The following is a 16,401-nucleotide window of genomic DNA, read 5'->3' on the forward strand; positions in this document are numbered from 1 at the left end:
CTCAGCATTCTTTAAAATGATTAACATTTTGGAATGCTGAGTATAATGCTTCCACTTCCTTTGTTGTCTGGTCTTTTAAGACTCCTTCCGCATCCATTACCTCCCGGTCATGCAGCAATGCGTGGCTCACCTCATGGACTCCGGTTTTCATGGTCTGGAGATTGCTCATATCTTCCTGAATTGCGATATACTTTTCTGTCTGATGGTAATACCCCTTTGCTTCCCCTTCTATCTGCATCATGCGGATTGGCACAGGGGAAATGTTCTGCAATGCTTCCATGAACGTGTCATAAAACTGTACGCTCCCGGTAAGTTCCGGTACTTCCAGTTCTGCAATCGGATCTCCCTCTGTCTGGCTGACATCAAATACTGTTGTCACACGAAACCTTGGAATGACCATCTCCACAATCTCTGTTTCCGGCTGACCGTCATCCCCGATCACTGGCTCTTTTGTTACAGGGTCAATCTTTTCAATCTCCTGTTTCTCACGGATGGGTGCCGGTGCGATGATCTGGATTCCTTTTTCCCCTCTCTTTACATGGCGGTTAAACTTCTTCTGCCATGCCTGATACCCTGCCACCAGAGTAGCCTCCGGTTTCTGCATGGTGATCAGAAGGGTGTTATTAAAACTGTAATTATGAAACTTGGACATGGTATTCAGATATTCTGTATATCTCTCCGAAGTAAAGATTTCTTTTACTCCCTGCTCCAGCCGTTCCGATATTTCTTTTAACTGTTTTTCTATATTATTTGCCATAAACAAACCCTCCATTTTATGTCCCCGCCAGAGAAAACTCTGACGGGAAATCTTTTATAACTCCTGCTCGTGTTTTTTCTTTGCAGTTTTCTGTACAGGTGGCTGTTCCGCCGTATTCTGCTGTGCCTTCTCCTGCTTTAAGCGTTCCAGAATAGATGGCTTATGGATTCTGTCTGCTGTTTCCGGAAGTTCTTTTTCTTCTACAGCATCCCTGCTATCTGTGCTGCTTCTTTCTCTGCCAATATCCTCATCTGCCATAATCGTCTCATTGCCCTTTTCATCCATGTTCAGCAATGCATTTAACTCGGATAACCGTTCCATCTTTTCATTCAGCTCTGCTTCTTTCGGGTATGGTTTCTTTACCTCTTCCTGTGCAGTAGCAAGCTGCTGTTGTACGGTTTCCAATTTCTGCTCACTTTCCGTCAGCTTCCTGTCGATAGAAGAAAGGGTGTTATGGATACGCTGCATATTTCCTACCGGGTCTTTTCCAATCTCCAGCTTATAAGAGCATTTTCCTTTGATCGTCAGTTCAAACGCATTGGAAAACATATTGTAGGAAGCAGATAACGTAAACCCATGATATTCCCCGACCTTTCCGCCGGTGCTGACGGTTTTTAACCCTGCACAGGCAGCGATCAACGCTTCGCCTGCTTCTTTCTTATCTTCATAAAGGACATTCCCTACCGTCATGGCAAACGTGTCATTATCCTGTAAATCCACGCTTTTTACTACCTGCGAATCCACCTGCATCCCGGCAATCCGCTCTTTCAATGCACTGATCTGTACCGGGAAATTCTTTGCAATATCAGATTCCAGACGGTAAATCTGACTGGTATGGTTTGCCTTTAGAAGTTTCAGCTTACTCACCTGCACATCCAGATCCATTTTTTCTTTAATGTACGGATTGCCTGTAGCAAGTGCCTTGATCTCTGCATAGGACAGTGCCGTATCATCCACATCTTCACAAGCTCTGACCGGGGATTTACTGGTCATAATCTGGCTGATGAACTTCTGCTTATTCTCCAAAATCTGCCACATATACGCATCAAAAGTGTTCTCCGTCACATACCGGAATATCTTTACTTTGTCATTCTGGTTTCCCTGTCTTAAGATACGTCCTTCCTGCTGTTCCAGATCAGACGGCTTCCACGGACAGTCGAGGTGATGGAGAGCAATGAGCCTGTCCTGTACGTTGGTACCAGCACCGAGTTTTGGAGTGGAACCCATGAGGATTCTCACCTGCCCAGCCCGTACCTTTGCAAACAGTTCCGCTTTCTTTGCCTCCGTGTTGTATTCATGGATAAAAGCAATCTCTTCTTTCGGGATTCCTTTTTCTGTCAGTTTGTTCCGGACATCATCATATACGTTGAAAGTCCCGTCTCCTTTTGGTGTGGACAAGTCACAGAAGATTAGCTGGGTTGTCCGGTCTGCCTTTCCTTCCTCCCATACCTGGAAAGCATTTTCTACACAGGTATTGACCTTGCTTTTTTCTGTATCCGGAAGAAGCTCATTCAATAATCTCTGGTCAAGGGCACATTTTCTTCCGTCATTGGTAATCTTAAGCATGTTATCCTCTGTCGGATTCACAAGACCGCCTCTTACACTTTCGGCACGTTCTGAAAAAGCACTGACCATTTCCTGCTGTTCTTCACTTGGCTTCAAGACCTCATTGATAAACTCTGCTTCCGGTACAGGAAGATTCAGCATATCCGAAGTCTGAATATCCGCAGCTTCCTTAAAAATGGATATCAGCTCCGGAAGATTGAAAAAACGGGCAAATCGTGTTTTCGCACGATAGCCCGTTCCTTCCGGTGATAATTCAATGGCTCTTGAATTATAGGTACATTATGGAAATTTAATTGATTTCTCCAACGAACTTGTAGAAAATCCTGATATTCTGGACTTTCTCTCCGTCGATGGTCTGAGGTTCAGATACCTCAATCTTTTCGATAAGACGATTTACTATGGCTGTGGTCAGCTCTTTGATCTCTGCACATTCCACCATTTCATTGGCAAGCTGTTCCGCTTTGCAGGTGCTGTCCTTCAGATTGTCAGCCGTAGTTTTCAGTTTTTCAATTTCTTCGGTTGTTTCTTTCTTTTCCTGTTCAAAATGAGTGGACAACATCCGGAACTGCTGTTCTGACACAAGCTGCTTTGTAAAATCCTCATACAGCTTGATGAACTGTCTGTCCGATTCGAGGAGCTTTTTCTCCAGTTTCTCCAGCTTTTTCTGGATATTTTCCCGGTTATTCGCCGCTGTCGTATCCATCTGCCCCAATACCTTCCGCATGAATTTCTCCCTGTTTTTTATGACCCTTTTTGCATGGGTCTGGATGTCCGCAAGTACAAGTTCCTCCAGATCGTCCGCATTGATGCGGTGCTGGCTGCAGAACCCGGTTCCCCTCACACGGTAAATGCGGCACTGGTAAAAAGTCCGTTCAATGACTGGCTTCTCCTTATTCCTGCCATCGGTATGCACCATCAGGGTACTTCCGCAGTCGGCACATTTTAAAATGCCCCGGAACTTATTCTCATACCCGGAAGTACAGGGCTTGACTTTCGTATGACGGTCAAGGATTTCCTGCACCGTATCCCATGTGTGTTCATCAACAAGTGCATCATGGTCACTGGGAATAATGGTACGCTCACTCATGGGGATATACCCCCTTGTTTCCTGCTTGAAATGCTTCTTATCATATTTCTGCACCCAGAAATAGCCTTTGTAAAGCGGGTTTCGTAAAATCCGGATGATGGTCTCCTGTTTCCAGTTATAGGCATCATCTTCTTTTACCAGAAACTTTCCGAAGTATTCCGGCTTATAATATGCCGGCTTTGGGATTTTCTGTTCATAAAGGATTTTCCCGATTTTATTGTTTCCCATTCCCTGAAGTGCAAGCTGGAAAATATAACGGACGGTTGGTGCGGTTTCCTCATCGGCAATCAGGTGGTTTTTGTCCTCCGGGTCTTTCTGATACCCGAATGGTGCGTGTGTTCCCATGAATTTTCCCTGGCTTGCCCGGATGTATTTACCTGACTTCACCTTTTTGGAAACATCCCTTGAATAAAACTCATTAAGAATGTTCTTAAACGGGGTAATATCCATCTCCCCGCTGTTTGCAGAATCCACACCGTCATTGACGGCGATATACCGTACCTGATGTTTTGGGAAAAATACCTCGATATAAGCGCCACTCTCCAGATAGTTCCTACCTAGCCTTGAAAGATCTTTCGTGATCACACAGGTAACTTTTCCTGCTTCAATGTCCGCTATCATCTGCTGAAAGGACGGACGGTTGAAATTCGTACCGGAATAACCATCATCTACATAAAACCGATAATTATAAATTCCCAGTTCTTCTGCTTTTCTTGTAAGGATCGCCTTCTGGCTCTGGATGCTCATGCTCTCGCCCACATTGCCGTCATCCAATGATAATCTTGCATAAAGTGCTGTCCATGTTTCTCTGATTTCTGTTATCTGCATATTGACCTCCTGTGGTTTCTTCAATATCCAGTGACAGAAATACGCTGTCTTTATTATAGCGATTCCTGCCACCTCCTGCAACTGCTGATTTTATTTTTCCGGTGAAATCTGCATCTTTTCTCATCCCACCTTTTTCTGATTTTCCAGTTTCTCCTTTACATTCTGTTTCGCCGCTTCTTCACTAACGGCAGTCAGTACCTTTTCCATGCTCTCCTTGCCGGAATAAACGTGTTCCACCACATAGCGGATGGGTTCTCTCCGACGGTTCCCTGCTTTTCTCTGCATAAAATCCCTCCATAAATACCAATGCTGGCAGAGGATTATCCCTGCCAGCACACCAACTGTCAAACTATTGTTTCTGTTTTTCGTAGTCCTGCAATCTTTACTCATTGCAATCTCCTTTCTGCCTGCCGGGGAACATCCCGGCAGATTTTCCTTAACGATGTATAAATCTAAAGTTCCATTTCCTGATGTTTCTTCTTTTGCTTCTGCCCCCTGTCCATTTTTTCATGCTGTCGGCTCTGGGACTGGTCTTTGTTCTTCTGATCCCGCTCATCCATCTTCCGGTTATGACGAAGCAGCTCCACATAGGCAAGATTGACGGTACTCCTGCCGTAACGTCTGGACTGTTTCTCGTATTCCTGTGTCAGCTCTTTGATCTGTGCTTCCCACTTTTTCGGTGTGAATTTTTCTCCTTCCCGAAGAAGTTCATAGACCGGAATACGGAGTTCTTTCGCCGTTTCCAGTTCTTTCTTATGCTGGCTGTGATAAACTGCCTGTGCGATTCCTTTCTTCTGCAGATATTCATTACGGATGGGAATGTATGGAGCATAGGCGGCATAAGCCTCTGACAGTTCCTTTAACCGCCGGATTTCCCTTCCATCTCTGTTGCAGATTTCCTCTGCTTCTTTCTTGGATGCTTCTTGCTGTACTGCAAAGGTTTCCAGTGCTTCAAAGCTGTCAATGCCTTTTTCTTCCACGAACCTACGCACGTTTTCAATATCCATCAGTACTGCGCGATTACTTACCTTTTTAAAATTCGGTGCCTGTATCAGCGGCAGATGAAGCCTTCCAAATGCTGCAAGAATACGTTCCAGCATTTCCAGAACCTCATTTTTCATCGCTGCAAATACGCTGACTTCCTTTGTACCGGAAGTTTCTTTCTGTATCGAACCAACTGCCGTCTGTTCTGCTTCACCTTCCTGTGCCGCAGGGATGTCTCCTGCCATTTTTCCTGCTTTCTTTTCTGCGGCATTCTTTGCAGCTTCCGCAGCTTTTTCCTGTTCCCATTTCTCCAAATTTTTCACACTGTTCCATGCAATATCATAGAACATCCTTGCCCTTTGCAGCGTCTGGTTATGCTCCATGATTGCCCGGTTCGCATCCCCTTTTTCGGTACGGATGCCTTTCCTCTCCAATGCACTGGCAATCGGGCCTAAGTGTCTGGTCGGCTCCTGCTCCAGTCCCAGCTCTTTAAAAGAACGGTGTTCCCAGTATTCCGGCAGTCCGATCCGGTCATTCACCACATTGATGGTGTCCGTCAAATCCTTTCTCCATTTCCTGGAATTACCTTTTTCATTCCAGTCATTCACATCTACCGCCCTGCTCTTAAATCCCCGTCCGGACTTATTGCGGATTTTATTGCCGTCTTTATCAAGGATATATTCCTTTCTCTGCTTGGCTCCCCACTTCCCGTTTTCTTCCACCGGGCGCAGGGTGAGCATAAGATGGAAATGCAGGTTATGGATGCCATTTTGATTAACAGAATCATGGATTGCCCAGTCCGCACACATCCCTTTGGAAACAAAATTCCGCTGCACATAATCCCGCACCGTTTCTTCTGCCAGCTCATAGCTCCAGTCATTTGGAAGTGCTGCTTTCAGTGTCCGGCAAAGCTGGGCATTTTTCTGTTTCTCATTCAGCTCCACAGAGTTCCACAGCACTGCCCTGTCCAGCCATTCCTCCGGTGCATATTCCGGGAGATTGATTTCACAATGCACCAAATCTTCATGGTATTTCGGGCGATACGTTTTCCCGTCATACTCGCTGACAAGAACACTCCTGCTGATGTAAGAAGCTGCATCTACCGCCGACTGCCCTTTGCTCCGCTTTACAATGCTGAACCTTGTGCTGGCATATTTCGTGCGCATACTCACAAAGTTCCTCCCTTACCGTAAAATAGAGGGCTGCAAGAAAAGCCTTTGCAGATGGACGAAAGCCGGGTGTGTTTTCCGGGTTACGGGCAGATGCAAAGGATACAAGGGGGTAGGAAGCGCAGCGGACGGAGGGGAAAGGTTATTTCCCCTCTTGACTGGTGCAAGGCAGGCAACGCCCACCGCAGGTGCCCTCGGAGAGCGCACAAGACCATACGGAGTGTGGTCTATCTGTGCGCACCCCATAACTGGGGTGAACCCATACTCCCGGAGATACTGCTTACACTCCCTGCGAAAAACTGCCACCCGCAAAATCTTTTGAATTGGCGTATCCGCCGCTGTTTTCTTTTGTCTTCGTTTCATCGGCGTGACCGCCGTTTCTGTCTTTTTCATCTTCCATCTCATCCGCATTTTTCTCCATCCTTTTTACGTTTTCCACCGCCTGCCTGCACTCTGCCGAAGCAAGAGCCGCTGACAAGATCACATTCAGTTCTTTTTCTTCATACTGATAACATTCCGGGAAATACTTTGCAACAATGCCGCCCATCAGATATTTATGATGGTTCTGTGCTTTCCTGCGTTTCTCATTCTCCTTTTTGCGCTCTGCCTCATATCTTGCCTTTGCCTGTTCCAGATTTTTCAGTGCCTTATCCATTGCAGCACTGGTTTCATTCCTGTTTTTTATCATGTGTTTATACTCCTTTTCTCATTTTTCTGTTTGATTTTTTATTTTATGGCATAAAAAAACAGCCTGAACCTTTTCCATGTCCATAGCCGCTCTCCTGCCATTTGGTTTTCTATTTTTCTTAATTTCCGTATTTTCACGGACAGCTTTCTTCCTGACACAGAGCTGTCACCTCTGTGTGCGGTTCTTTCATAAATTTCCCGCATTTTTATGGCGGTTCATTTCCTGCATCCTCTGCCTTGCCCATTGGCTGTGCTCCTCGTTTACCTTTCTCGGTTTCCGAAGATTGATGAGGTGTTTTTCACAGGAATAGGTTTTACTCACTTCGGTCTGCTCTACCACCTGGTAATGCTCCGGATAAGCTGCAGCCAGTGCATCCAGTTTTCGCATCATCTGCGGGCTGGCTGTATAAATACTGGCTTCCTGTTCATCATTATTAAAATTGATAATCGTTTCCTGCTCATACTTTGTCAGTTTCATCTGCTTTTTTCTCCTTTCCGGCTCCCGCCTGTTTTGCTTTATTTGTATGCTGTTCCATCCACAAAGCCAGCTTCTGCTTTGTGACAAGTTTCCGCCCTCCCACCTGCAAGGTTGGAAAATCCGGACGGTTTAATAGCTGATACGCTCCTGCCTTTGAAATAGAAAGGGCCGATGCCAGCAGTTTTGCATCCAGCACGTCCGGCAGCGTTTCAAATAATTCTTTCCCCACAAAAATCACCCCCTGTCCGGAAATTGGTAAAAGAAAGCAGCTATCGTAAGGATAGCCGCCGATGGGATGGATGGATTAGAATGTTTCCAGATATTTTTGATATTCTTCCGAGATAAAATCCTCATAACAGTCTGCAATATGGCGGATTCTTTTCAGCACCGCACCGTGTGTCTTATAGCCTACAGCTTCCGCAATCTCCTGTAACCTATGCCCCTTCATTTTCATTTCCAGAATCTTTTTATCACGTTCGGAAAGCCCTGCAGCAAACTCCGCAATCTGAAGCTCTGACAACACCGAATTTTCAAACGCACTCCTTGTATCCGGAATATCAAAGTCTATGCTATTTTCTTCTGCATCCTCTGCAAGCTGCTCTATGGATACCGCCTTTTTCCTGGAACGGCTGTGTTCCCACGAACGCATGAAGTCCAGTTTTACCTGACTTCCCCTTTTATCGAAGTCCTCAATGGTTCGGTTGTTCCAGATTTCATCGATCATAGGCTGCCAGTTCTGTTCCTGTATAATTTCCGGCACGAGGGTACCGATCAGGTTGCCAAACTGCTGATAAGTAAGCCACGGAAGTTCCGTTCCCTCCGGCACGTTGTAAAGCTGCTGGAAAGAAAATCCGCTGACCTCAAATTTGTCACGCAGGAGCGGAAGCATAGAGTAAGAGAGCCGCCACAACGGAAAGTCCCCGGAATACTGCGCCGCACTGCCGGGTATCTCCCGGTAGCCGCCTTTTTGATATGGAACTTCAAAATACTGCCATGCGCTCCATGCCACACAATCCCATACCAGTTCCAGAAATGTATCATTGTTTATCATACTGTCATATTTATCCGTCCGCAGCACCTCATAAGGGCAGCGTGGGAAGTTCAGATAAACAGGACGTTTGCTGACAAACTCCTGCGGCAGACTATAAAATAATGTCAGCCATGCTTTGCCGCTGTTCTTTGGAATTTTTATCACCTGTCCCTGCTTCATTTCAATGATTTCTCCATTGTCATTCTGCTTCTGTTCTTTTACATCTTTCATCCAAAATCACCCCCCCTACTGATACATGGCAGAAGTCCCATTAAAATGTTCCAATATTTTTGAATATTTTTGAAAAAGTTTTTTCTCTTTTAAATTTCACAATCTGTCCGTTATTTTCTAATATTTTTCTTCTGCTGTCCATCTGTTTTCAGCGGACATAAAAACAGGCGGTACCCAATCTGTTTGAATACTGCCTGTCACTATAATCTTTTTGTATATCCTATGCGTTTTCCCGCAGCCACCGATTGATGATATACTGCCAGTCCATTCCATCCTGCATGACACGCAGAACTGTAACTGTTTTCACTGCTTCATCCACAGTATAAAACAGCAGATAGGATTCACACGGTTTCATGTAAATATCATAACCACGATACCGGAAGCCTGTTGTATTATACCCGGTCGGAAGTGTATCAAGTGCAAGAACCGCTTTTTTAATCTTTTTGGAAAAGTTTTCTGCATATTCCCGGTACTTAAATTGCTGAAGGATATATTTCTTTTTTTCTTTCACATCCAGCTTGCCGCTCTGGGCAATGACAACTTTGTATTTTTTGTTTTCCATCCGTACCCCTTATACTGCATCAATTTCTGCCCATGCTTCTTCCACTGTCTGCACTCTGCCATTTTCCATATCGTCAATGGCTTCATCCAGCTTTGACAGAAGGACATCCATTGCATCGTTGATCGTATAAGTTGTTTCACGGGATTTCGTTGCCTGTGCCAATGCCATAACCATCACCCTTTCTTAAAATAGCACTCATGTTTCTGTCTTTATCATACCACGAACCATCAGAAATATCTATCATTTTTTGACAGTCACACAACACTGGATCTGATTTAATTATTCACACATTTTTTCATTAAACTTATAACCAACTCCCCACACAGTCTGAATATAGACCGGATGACTCGGATCATCCTCTATTTTTTCCCGAATATGGCTGATATGGCTCATCACAATGTTGTAATCACCGGAATACGGTTCCTGCCAGACCATATCATAAATCTGTTCTTTACTGAATACCCTGCCGGGATTTTGAGCGAGAAGCTGGAGGATTTCAAACTCTGTATAAGTCAAGGCAATTTTATCATTATTCCGCATAACCTCTCGTCGCTCTAAGTCAAGCATTATTCCCTTGTGTTGTAAGTTCGATTTTAGATTCATTTTTTGAAATATAAATTTTTCTCTACCAGCATCCAAAATGGAAATAACAGATTCTATTAAATTTTCTTCATCTCCATCAAAAGATAGCAATAAAATTTTTCCTATACAGCTCACCTCATATTATTTCATGCTATAAAACACTATAACTTTACATTCACTTAAACCAAATGATACAATTTCCCCTCATGGATTTTAAGTACCACATCTGCAGCATCAGCTATTTTTTTGCTATGTGTTACGACAATTACACTTTTTCCCATTTCATGCGCACTTTTCATCAATATCTTAATAATTTCGTCTGCAATTTCTTCATCCAGATTTCCTGTAGGTTCATCTGCAAGCAATACCTTCGCAGGACTTGCTAATGCTCTTGCAATAGCCACTCGCTGCTGCTGTCCTCCTGATAACTGTAAGACCTGCCGTTTCCAGTCTTCCCTCGGTATTCCAACCGCTTCCAAAATTTTCTCTATGTCTTTCTTTCCACCCAGCATCACATTTTCTTCTGGAGTCAAATAATCTATCAGATTATAATTCTGAAAAACCAATGACATATTTTTCTTTCGATAGTTGTGTAGTCCTTTTTTTCTTATATTTACCCCTTCATAATAAATTCCCCCATCCGTCGGAGAATCCAAACCTGCCAAAAGCGATAAAAAAGTTGTCTTACCGGAACCACTTGGTCCCAAAATGGCATACATTTTTCCTATCTCAAAGCCATATGATATATCATCTAAAACTTTTTTGCCTTTATTCGCCTTATAGTAATAGACAACATTCTTTGCCTCAAGAACAATGTTTCCTGCATTTTTACTCATTTCTATAACCTCCTACCCCGTTATTCAGCTCATTTCACTTAATATCTGCTTCGGCCTTTTCTTCATTATCGTGATTCCTGCTACTAATACTGCAATAATCAAAATACCTGATATCATCCCAATATCCATCAGAACCATTTCTTTCGTTATATGAACCTCCACATCTTGTATTTTTAAATCCGGTGCAATATATCCATCTATATAGGTACCAGTATTTTCCTGTTCCTGCTGTTCTAACCTTAAGGTCTGCGTTTCTTTCGCTAAATATGAAGCTGAAGTCTCTGCAATAATTGGGGAAATTGCAAAGGATAACAACATCCCTATAATACTTATCATTACTGCTTCCCATAAAAACTGTACCCATATTTCAAATTTGCACTTTCCAAGTGACATCATAATTCCTATTTCTTGCGTACGATTTTTTATCCAAAACAGAAAAACTAAAACTAAAATCACAAGACCTGACACTGAAACTATTAGTAATAATCCCATACTCATCTGATCCATCTGCCCAAAATTTTCTGTCATATTTTTAATATTTCCATTATTATCAATTAAGTCATATCGTGACCAATCTATATTCGCTTTCTGTACAGACTTTTTAACTTGATCGTACTTCCCTGCATTTTGGACTTTGAATATAGCATACTGATAGAAAGGATTTCCTTCATTTCCGGATGGTTTTTCCGGGAAACTCATATCCGTAAATATTGTATTTTCTGGACGATAAGAATCCCCATACATAATAGATTTTCGTTCTTGCTTTGTTTCATAAATTCCGATAATCTCGGCACTGTATATTGTGGAATGTTCTTTGTCATGGTAATCATTAAACTTTAATAAGTTCCCAGTTTTTAAATGGTTTAGTTCTGCCAATTCTTTCGAGATGACACAAACATCCCTGTCATCTTTTTCAATCATTCTTCCTTCAATCAGTGAAATCTTACCTGCAGATACGTCCATATCCATTTCCATTATGCGATTACCTCGTAGGTTGACACCGCCTACATCCGTACTTTGATCCATATCTGAATCTTCTATTCTCGAAAAATTGACCGGATTCACAACAGTTGCTATTGTTATCAAATTATATTCCTCAATCCCCTCCACCTGAGCTATTTTTTTTACATCATCTTCCTTAACCGTCTCAAATGAGTTATCTGTAACTACCATATCCGCCCCATTTTCTAACCATTTATGAGTAACTCCTCCATAACTGCCCTCCCGATCACCCAGTACATCCATTGCCTGATCTAATCGCTTTCTCCTATTCTCCTCATTTCCTTCTATGCGAAAGGTAGCCCCTATTGCCTGTCTTGTAGCGTCTTGTGTATAAATACTTGCTGAACGGCTTGCCATAGCACCTAAAAATAGGCCACTCATAACAATTACAATAAACAATAGAATAATACTTTTTATCGGTTTTCTTAACACTGAACGTACTCCTCTTTGTAAAACATTCATGTTATCCCTCCATTTCTGCTAAAATTTTTTTTGGCTTTGTACATAATATTGGAAAAAGTGAAATAGAAATAGAAAGCAATAAAATTATTGTTCCTGATAATATGAGATAACATATATCTTTATTTTGTGCATATATTTGCATAGATGTAAAAGCCCCAATACTTTTCCAATCTAAAAACTTTTCCAATACTATCAGCATCTTATCTCCAGTATAAAGAGCTATTATTGTAGAAAATCCAAATACTGAAAAGCATTCCAAAATAATCTGCATAAACAAATCTACTTTTGTTTTTCCAAGACTCACATAAATTGCTATTTCTTTCTTTCTGGCTCTCATCCACATAGACAAAAGCAATGTTATTACAAGTACAGACGATACAACCGATAATCCCAACATCATTTTTACAACCCTAACAACTTGTAAGAGCGGAATTTCCATTTTCTGAAACAGGTTATCTGCTTTCATCACTCTATAGTTTTTCAAAATGCGTGTTACTTCTAGCTGTGTTCTGCTCAACTGCTCTGGATTATCTACATATACGATTAAGTTTTCATATCCGCACGTTTCTTGTAAATGACATACGAACTCGGGTTTTCCATAAATTGTATTTTCAATTCTGTTTACTGCTAATGGTTCCTTCCCTTGCTTTTCCTCTATACCCGAAATATAGATTCCTGATATGCTTGCCTGTGATTGTTCACCTGAATGAGATTTGAAACAAACAGTTTCCCCTATTTCCCATTGATTTACTTCTGCAAGAAACTGATTTACTACTATTTCACCTTCTTTGCGAGGATATTTTCCTTTCGTCAGATGAATTTGCCCGTCAGCAAATGGGCCATCATCTTCAAGGCTATCGTAGGCCATTATGCGCAATTTTTGGTTGTCTGCATCAACACTCTCACTTTTCGTTATAATTTTAAAATCCATTGGATATAACTGCACTTCTGCTACTCGATTTACCGCCTTCACATTTTCCAGTTTCTCAAGTTTTTTGTATTCATCATCCGTAAACAATTCCTCCGCTTTTTCCCGTTCGATCAACAATTTCGCTTTTGATTTCCCTAATAGTTCAATTCTTGCTACTTCGGATGCCCGTAATATAGTGACAGTAGATAAAATCATTGTTTCGGTAATAAGCAATACCCAAAACAAGATAATCGCTTTTCCTTTTTTCCTGAAAAGGTAGCGGAATGCTCTTTCTGCAAAATTCATTCCCATTCTCCTTCCTTTTCAAATCGGTCAATAATTACCCTTTTAGCCAAAAACGTACCATCCTCCTGGTAATCCCCATACAGATAGAGCATTGACTGCTTTTTCACTTCTTCTTTCCGGCAATCCTCAAGCGTAATACCCGTCATCGTTGAATGAGAAATCTGAAAATAGGTATTTTCTCCATATACTATTTTCACCTGATTCATTTCTTCAACAACCGCTCCCGGAGCAGGAACCATTTCTGCATCATCCGTCTGCGTCCCTATGCTGATATTACATCCTGTGTCTGAAAATTCCAAAACAGCTCCACGCAAATCTGCATTTGCCAACACTTCTGAATCGTCCGCTGAGTTCTCTTTGTCATCAGCATTACTACTTGACTCGTTCTCGTAACCGCCTTCTTTTTTCTCTTGATCATTCAGTATATCAGATACATTCTCGGTAGTTGTCTGATTATCCCCTGTTACTTTTGAATCAAAATTTTTATTGCTGCACCCAACAACTGATACGGTTCCTATACAACCCAAACATAATACTATACATATTTTTTTCTTCATTTATAAAAAATCCTCCATTACATATTTTTTCTTTATATTATAAAAATTGAATGTATGATTTTCCCGTTTTTTTTATGTATTTTATATGTATAAAAAGGCTGTTGTGATTTTCCGTCACAACAGCCTTCTGGTTGGTTCATAACATCTTATTTCCACTTTTATGCCTTTTTCTGTATTTTCAATACAATAAGGAAACTGATGCTGTTCTAAAATCATTTTTGTAATATATAATCCCAAGCCGCTTCCACCAGTTCTTTTATTTCTGGATTTATCAATACGATAAAATGCATCACATAATTTTGGAATTTCTTTCTCATCAATAGATTCCGTTTCATTTTCAATCCAAAAAATTATTTCTTCACCTCTTTTATACACTCCAACCCATATATTTCCATCCTCATTCGTATATTTAATTGCATTTCCTACCACATTACTTATGACCTTCGTGAAAAGAGCTTCATCTGCCCGTATCCAAGTTGATTCTTCTATTCGTATATGAAACTGTAATCCCCTATCAATAGCCATATCTTCCTGTTCCTTAATCACATTCTCAACAAGTTGGTGAAGTGGTATATCTATCAATTTCAACTCAAATCCCGATGTTCTAATTTTTGAAACATACAGAATTTCCTGCACCATATTCTCCATGGAATTAGCTACTTCAAAAGAACGTTTTAAATATCTATCTCGGTCTTTATATCCCCCTACTTCTAATAACATTCCCTGAATTTGTCCTTTTAGAATTGTAATCGGAGTTTTTAATTCATGCGAAACAGCTGAAAAAAAAGCCATTTGTTGTTGTTCCAGTTGCTGCTCAAGTTTGATGCTTTTCTCTAAATCAGTATTTTTTTCTTTCAATTCATCCAAAGCACTCTCTAATTTTTCCGAAAGTTCGTTCAGATTTTCTCCCAAAATTCCAATCTCGTCCCTCCGGTCTTCTGTATATCGAACTCGAAAATCAAGATTTGCCATTTTTTTTGAAACTTCACTCACCTTTAAAATTGAACGCGTAATATATTTTGTGTATAAAGCAGCAATAGCTAATGCTGCCAAAAAAGTAATAGCCCCCAACATAGGTAAAATTCTTTTTAATGATTCCAGTCCAATATTTACTTTCTCCTTGTTTCCAAACACTTGAATCCAATATGTTTTTCCATTCGTTAACTTACAGGAATAAGATTCCGTTATCCCACTGCCTAACAGAATATCTTCTACATCTGTTCCAGGAGCCAGTGAATATTCCATATCTCCATATATACCAAGTACCTTTTCGTCACTATCTTTTAAGACAATAGAAATCCCATGCTCCAATGCAAACATTTTTAATATTCCATCTATTTCCTGCACTGAAGTATTCGATAATTGAAGTACCATTTTTTCCGTCTGATTACTCAAACTTCTATCCAACTCTAAAAAATAGCTCCGTGACATCCCCAATGCAACCATTCCATAAATCGCACTACCAACAGTAATCAATAAGCATACTGTAATTATAAATATTTTTGTAGACAAATGTTCTCTAATTAGCTTTATCAATTCGATACCCCACCCCTCTTACCGTTTTTATATAATCCCCTGCTTTTCCCAATTTTCTCCGCAAATTTTTGATATGATTGTCAACTGCACGTTCTTCACCTTCAAATTCATATTTCCATAGACGATTTAAAAAGCTCTCTCTTGTTATCACGCATCCCTGATTTTCAATCAATTCTTTCAAAATTTCATATTCTTTCTGTGTCAAATCAATTAACTTTTTCCCTATTTTCACTTGATAATTTCCTACAATCAATATTATCTCTCTGTATTTTAACTCGTGATCTTTTGTTATATCTACTCCTTCATATCTACGCAGAACAGCTTCTATTTTTTTTATCATAATTGGAAGAGAAATCGGCTTGGGGATATAGTCATCTATTTGCATTTCAAATCCCTTTATCTGGTCTTCTTCTCTTCCCAATGCACTTATCATAATGATTGGTACTTCCGATTCTTTTCGTATTAGTTCACAAACTGCATACCCATCCATTTTAGGAAGTAAAATATCGAGCAGTATCAAGTCAATTTGTTCTTTCAGAAAAACCGCAATACCATCTATTCCATCAGATGCCGTAATCACTTCATACCCTTGATCCTCTAAAAAAAACTGTATCAGCTCTTGAATATCCAAATCATCTTCTATAATTAAAATTTTTTTCATTCTTAGCTACCTCTTATTTTCCGTTTTTTTTATTTTATCAGTTTTTCTTGTAGTTTTTGTGTATTTCGTTTTTTTAGTATCAACTTTTTTCAAATTACTATCTTAAACAAACACTTACTTTTACATTATCATTTTAAATGTTGAAAGAGGTAGCAGAAAATGCTTTTCGC

18 protein-coding genes and 1 pseudogene are annotated in these 16,401 nt (G+C 40.8%); all 19 read right to left on the bottom strand.

Features of this window, described 5'->3' with window-relative positions:
* Positions 1 to 13: 13 nt before the first annotated feature.
* Positions 14 to 757 (bottom strand): annotated as a pseudogene (locus DXC01_RS15885) (ArdC family protein); the annotation flags it as partial.
* Positions 758 to 811: 54 nt separating this feature from the next.
* Positions 812 to 2,464, bottom strand: a complete 1,653-nt coding sequence (locus tag DXC01_RS15890) for a helicase C-terminal domain-containing protein (protein ID WP_243111637.1) — start codon at positions 2,462 to 2,464, stop codon at positions 812 to 814.
* Between the two features lie 148 nt (positions 2,465 to 2,612).
* On the bottom strand, positions 2,613 to 4,238 hold the full coding sequence (locus DXC01_RS15895) for a recombinase family protein (protein WP_118699291.1): 1,626 nt from the start codon (positions 4,236 to 4,238) through the stop codon (positions 2,613 to 2,615).
* The gene (locus tag DXC01_RS20165; RefSeq protein WP_055056597.1) at positions 4,177 to 4,362 is read right to left on the bottom strand and encodes a hypothetical protein; all 186 of its coding nucleotides are present in this window, start codon (positions 4,360 to 4,362) and stop codon (positions 4,177 to 4,179) included. The genes DXC01_RS15895 and DXC01_RS20165 overlap by 62 nt, the downstream gene beginning before the upstream one ends.
* Entirely contained in the window at positions 4,359 to 4,523 is a 165-nt protein-coding gene (locus DXC01_RS20170) for a hypothetical protein (RefSeq protein ID WP_155512691.1), read from the bottom strand. Before DXC01_RS20170 ends, DXC01_RS20165 begins: the two co-directional genes overlap by 4 nt.
* Before the next feature lie 167 nt (positions 4,524 to 4,690).
* Entirely contained in the window at positions 4,691 to 6,388 is a 1,698-nt protein-coding gene (locus tag DXC01_RS15905) for a MobA/MobL family protein (protein ID WP_243111639.1), read from the bottom strand.
* 283 nt (positions 6,389 to 6,671) lie between these two features.
* Positions 6,672 to 7,079, bottom strand: a complete 408-nt coding sequence (locus tag DXC01_RS15910; RefSeq protein ID WP_070102271.1) for a hypothetical protein — start codon at positions 7,077 to 7,079, stop codon at positions 6,672 to 6,674.
* Positions 7,080 to 7,265: 186 nt separating this feature from the next.
* Positions 7,266 to 7,556: a hypothetical protein gene (locus tag DXC01_RS15915; RefSeq protein WP_055056596.1), complete on the bottom strand. Its 291-nt coding sequence runs from the start codon at positions 7,554 to 7,556 to the stop codon at positions 7,266 to 7,268.
* The gene (locus tag DXC01_RS15920) at positions 7,537 to 7,785 is read right to left on the bottom strand and encodes a hypothetical protein (protein WP_055056595.1); all 249 of its coding nucleotides are present in this window, start codon (positions 7,783 to 7,785) and stop codon (positions 7,537 to 7,539) included. The genes DXC01_RS15915 and DXC01_RS15920 overlap by 20 nt, the downstream gene beginning before the upstream one ends.
* A gap of 75 nt (positions 7,786 to 7,860) precedes the next feature.
* Positions 7,861 to 8,817: a hypothetical protein gene (locus tag DXC01_RS15925; RefSeq protein WP_055056594.1), complete on the bottom strand. Its 957-nt coding sequence runs from the start codon at positions 8,815 to 8,817 to the stop codon at positions 7,861 to 7,863.
* A gap of 220 nt (positions 8,818 to 9,037) precedes the next feature.
* A complete protein-coding gene (locus DXC01_RS15930; protein WP_055056593.1) occupies positions 9,038 to 9,379 on the bottom strand; it encodes a type II toxin-antitoxin system RelE/ParE family toxin in 342 nt (113 codons plus the stop codon).
* A gap of 9 nt (positions 9,380 to 9,388) precedes the next feature.
* Positions 9,389 to 9,547, bottom strand: coding sequence for a hypothetical protein (locus tag DXC01_RS20175; protein ID WP_154108127.1), 159 nt, complete (start codon positions 9,545 to 9,547; stop codon positions 9,389 to 9,391).
* A 111-nt stretch (positions 9,548 to 9,658) separates the two neighbouring features.
* Complete coding sequence (locus DXC01_RS15935; protein ID WP_330416431.1) at positions 9,659 to 10,096, bottom strand: winged helix-turn-helix domain-containing protein; 438 nt, start codon at positions 10,094 to 10,096, stop codon at positions 9,659 to 9,661.
* A gap of 44 nt (positions 10,097 to 10,140) precedes the next feature.
* The gene (locus DXC01_RS15940) at positions 10,141 to 10,776 is read right to left on the bottom strand and encodes an ABC transporter ATP-binding protein (RefSeq protein ID WP_055056639.1); all 636 of its coding nucleotides are present in this window, start codon (positions 10,774 to 10,776) and stop codon (positions 10,141 to 10,143) included.
* A gap of 45 nt (positions 10,777 to 10,821) precedes the next feature.
* Entirely contained in the window at positions 10,822 to 12,261 is a 1,440-nt protein-coding gene (locus DXC01_RS15945) for an ABC transporter permease (RefSeq protein WP_055056592.1), read from the bottom strand.
* A gap of 1 nt (position 12,262) precedes the next feature.
* A complete protein-coding gene (locus tag DXC01_RS15950; RefSeq protein ID WP_055056591.1) occupies positions 12,263 to 13,477 on the bottom strand; it encodes an FtsX-like permease family protein in 1,215 nt (404 codons plus the stop codon).
* On the bottom strand, positions 13,474 to 14,034 hold the full coding sequence (locus DXC01_RS15955) for a hypothetical protein (protein WP_055056590.1): 561 nt from the start codon (positions 14,032 to 14,034) through the stop codon (positions 13,474 to 13,476). The genes DXC01_RS15950 and DXC01_RS15955 overlap by 4 nt, the downstream gene beginning before the upstream one ends.
* A gap of 114 nt (positions 14,035 to 14,148) precedes the next feature.
* On the bottom strand, positions 14,149 to 15,570 hold the full coding sequence (locus DXC01_RS15960) for a HAMP domain-containing sensor histidine kinase (protein WP_055056589.1): 1,422 nt from the start codon (positions 15,568 to 15,570) through the stop codon (positions 14,149 to 14,151).
* Complete coding sequence (locus DXC01_RS15965) at positions 15,554 to 16,231, bottom strand: response regulator transcription factor (protein WP_055056588.1); 678 nt, start codon at positions 16,229 to 16,231, stop codon at positions 15,554 to 15,556. The genes DXC01_RS15960 and DXC01_RS15965 overlap by 17 nt, the downstream gene beginning before the upstream one ends.
* Positions 16,232 to 16,401 lie beyond the last annotated feature (170 nt).

Origin of the sequence: Blautia sp. OM07-19 (genome assembly GCF_003481595.1) — a bacterium.
Taxonomy (GTDB): Bacteria; Bacillota; Clostridia; order Lachnospirales; family Lachnospiraceae; genus Blautia_A; species Blautia_A intestinihominis.

What these genes read in the sequence shown, in the direction of transcription:
- DXC01_RS15890 (WP_243111637.1), bottom strand. Translation starts at nt 2,464, where the DNA reads ATGCTGAATCTTCCTGTACCGGAAGCAGAGTTTATCAATGAGGTCTTG.
- DXC01_RS15895 (WP_118699291.1), bottom strand. Translation starts at nt 4,238, where the DNA reads ATGCAGATAACAGAAATCAGAGAAACATGGACAGCACTTTATGCAAGA.
- DXC01_RS20165 (WP_055056597.1), bottom strand. Translation starts at nt 4,362, where the DNA reads ATGAGAAAAGATGCAGATTTCACCGGAAAAATAAAATCAGCAGTTGCA.
- DXC01_RS20170 (WP_155512691.1), bottom strand. Translation starts at nt 4,523, where the DNA reads ATGCAGAGAAAAGCAGGGAACCGTCGGAGAGAACCCATCCGCTATGTG.
- DXC01_RS15905 (WP_243111639.1), bottom strand. Translation starts at nt 6,388, where the DNA reads ATGCGCACGAAATATGCCAGCACAAGGTTCAGCATTGTAAAGCGGAGC.
- DXC01_RS15910 (WP_070102271.1), bottom strand. Translation starts at nt 7,079, where the DNA reads ATGATAAAAAACAGGAATGAAACCAGTGCTGCAATGGATAAGGCACTG.
- DXC01_RS15915 (WP_055056596.1), bottom strand. Translation starts at nt 7,556, where the DNA reads ATGAAACTGACAAAGTATGAGCAGGAAACGATTATCAATTTTAATAAT.
- DXC01_RS15925 (WP_055056594.1), bottom strand. Translation starts at nt 8,817, where the DNA reads ATGAAAGATGTAAAAGAACAGAAGCAGAATGACAATGGAGAAATCATT.
- DXC01_RS15930 (WP_055056593.1), bottom strand. Translation starts at nt 9,379, where the DNA reads ATGGAAAACAAAAAATACAAAGTTGTCATTGCCCAGAGCGGCAAGCTG.
- DXC01_RS20175 (WP_154108127.1), bottom strand. Translation starts at nt 9,547, where the DNA reads ATGGCATTGGCACAGGCAACGAAATCCCGTGAAACAACTTATACGATC.
- DXC01_RS15945 (WP_055056592.1), bottom strand. Translation starts at nt 12,261, where the DNA reads ATGAATGTTTTACAAAGAGGAGTACGTTCAGTGTTAAGAAAACCGATA.
- DXC01_RS15950 (WP_055056591.1), bottom strand. Translation starts at nt 13,477, where the DNA reads ATGAATTTTGCAGAAAGAGCATTCCGCTACCTTTTCAGGAAAAAAGGA.
- DXC01_RS15955 (WP_055056590.1), bottom strand. Translation starts at nt 14,034, where the DNA reads ATGAAGAAAAAAATATGTATAGTATTATGTTTGGGTTGTATAGGAACC.
- DXC01_RS15965 (WP_055056588.1), bottom strand. Translation starts at nt 16,231, where the DNA reads ATGAAAAAAATTTTAATTATAGAAGATGATTTGGATATTCAAGAGCTG.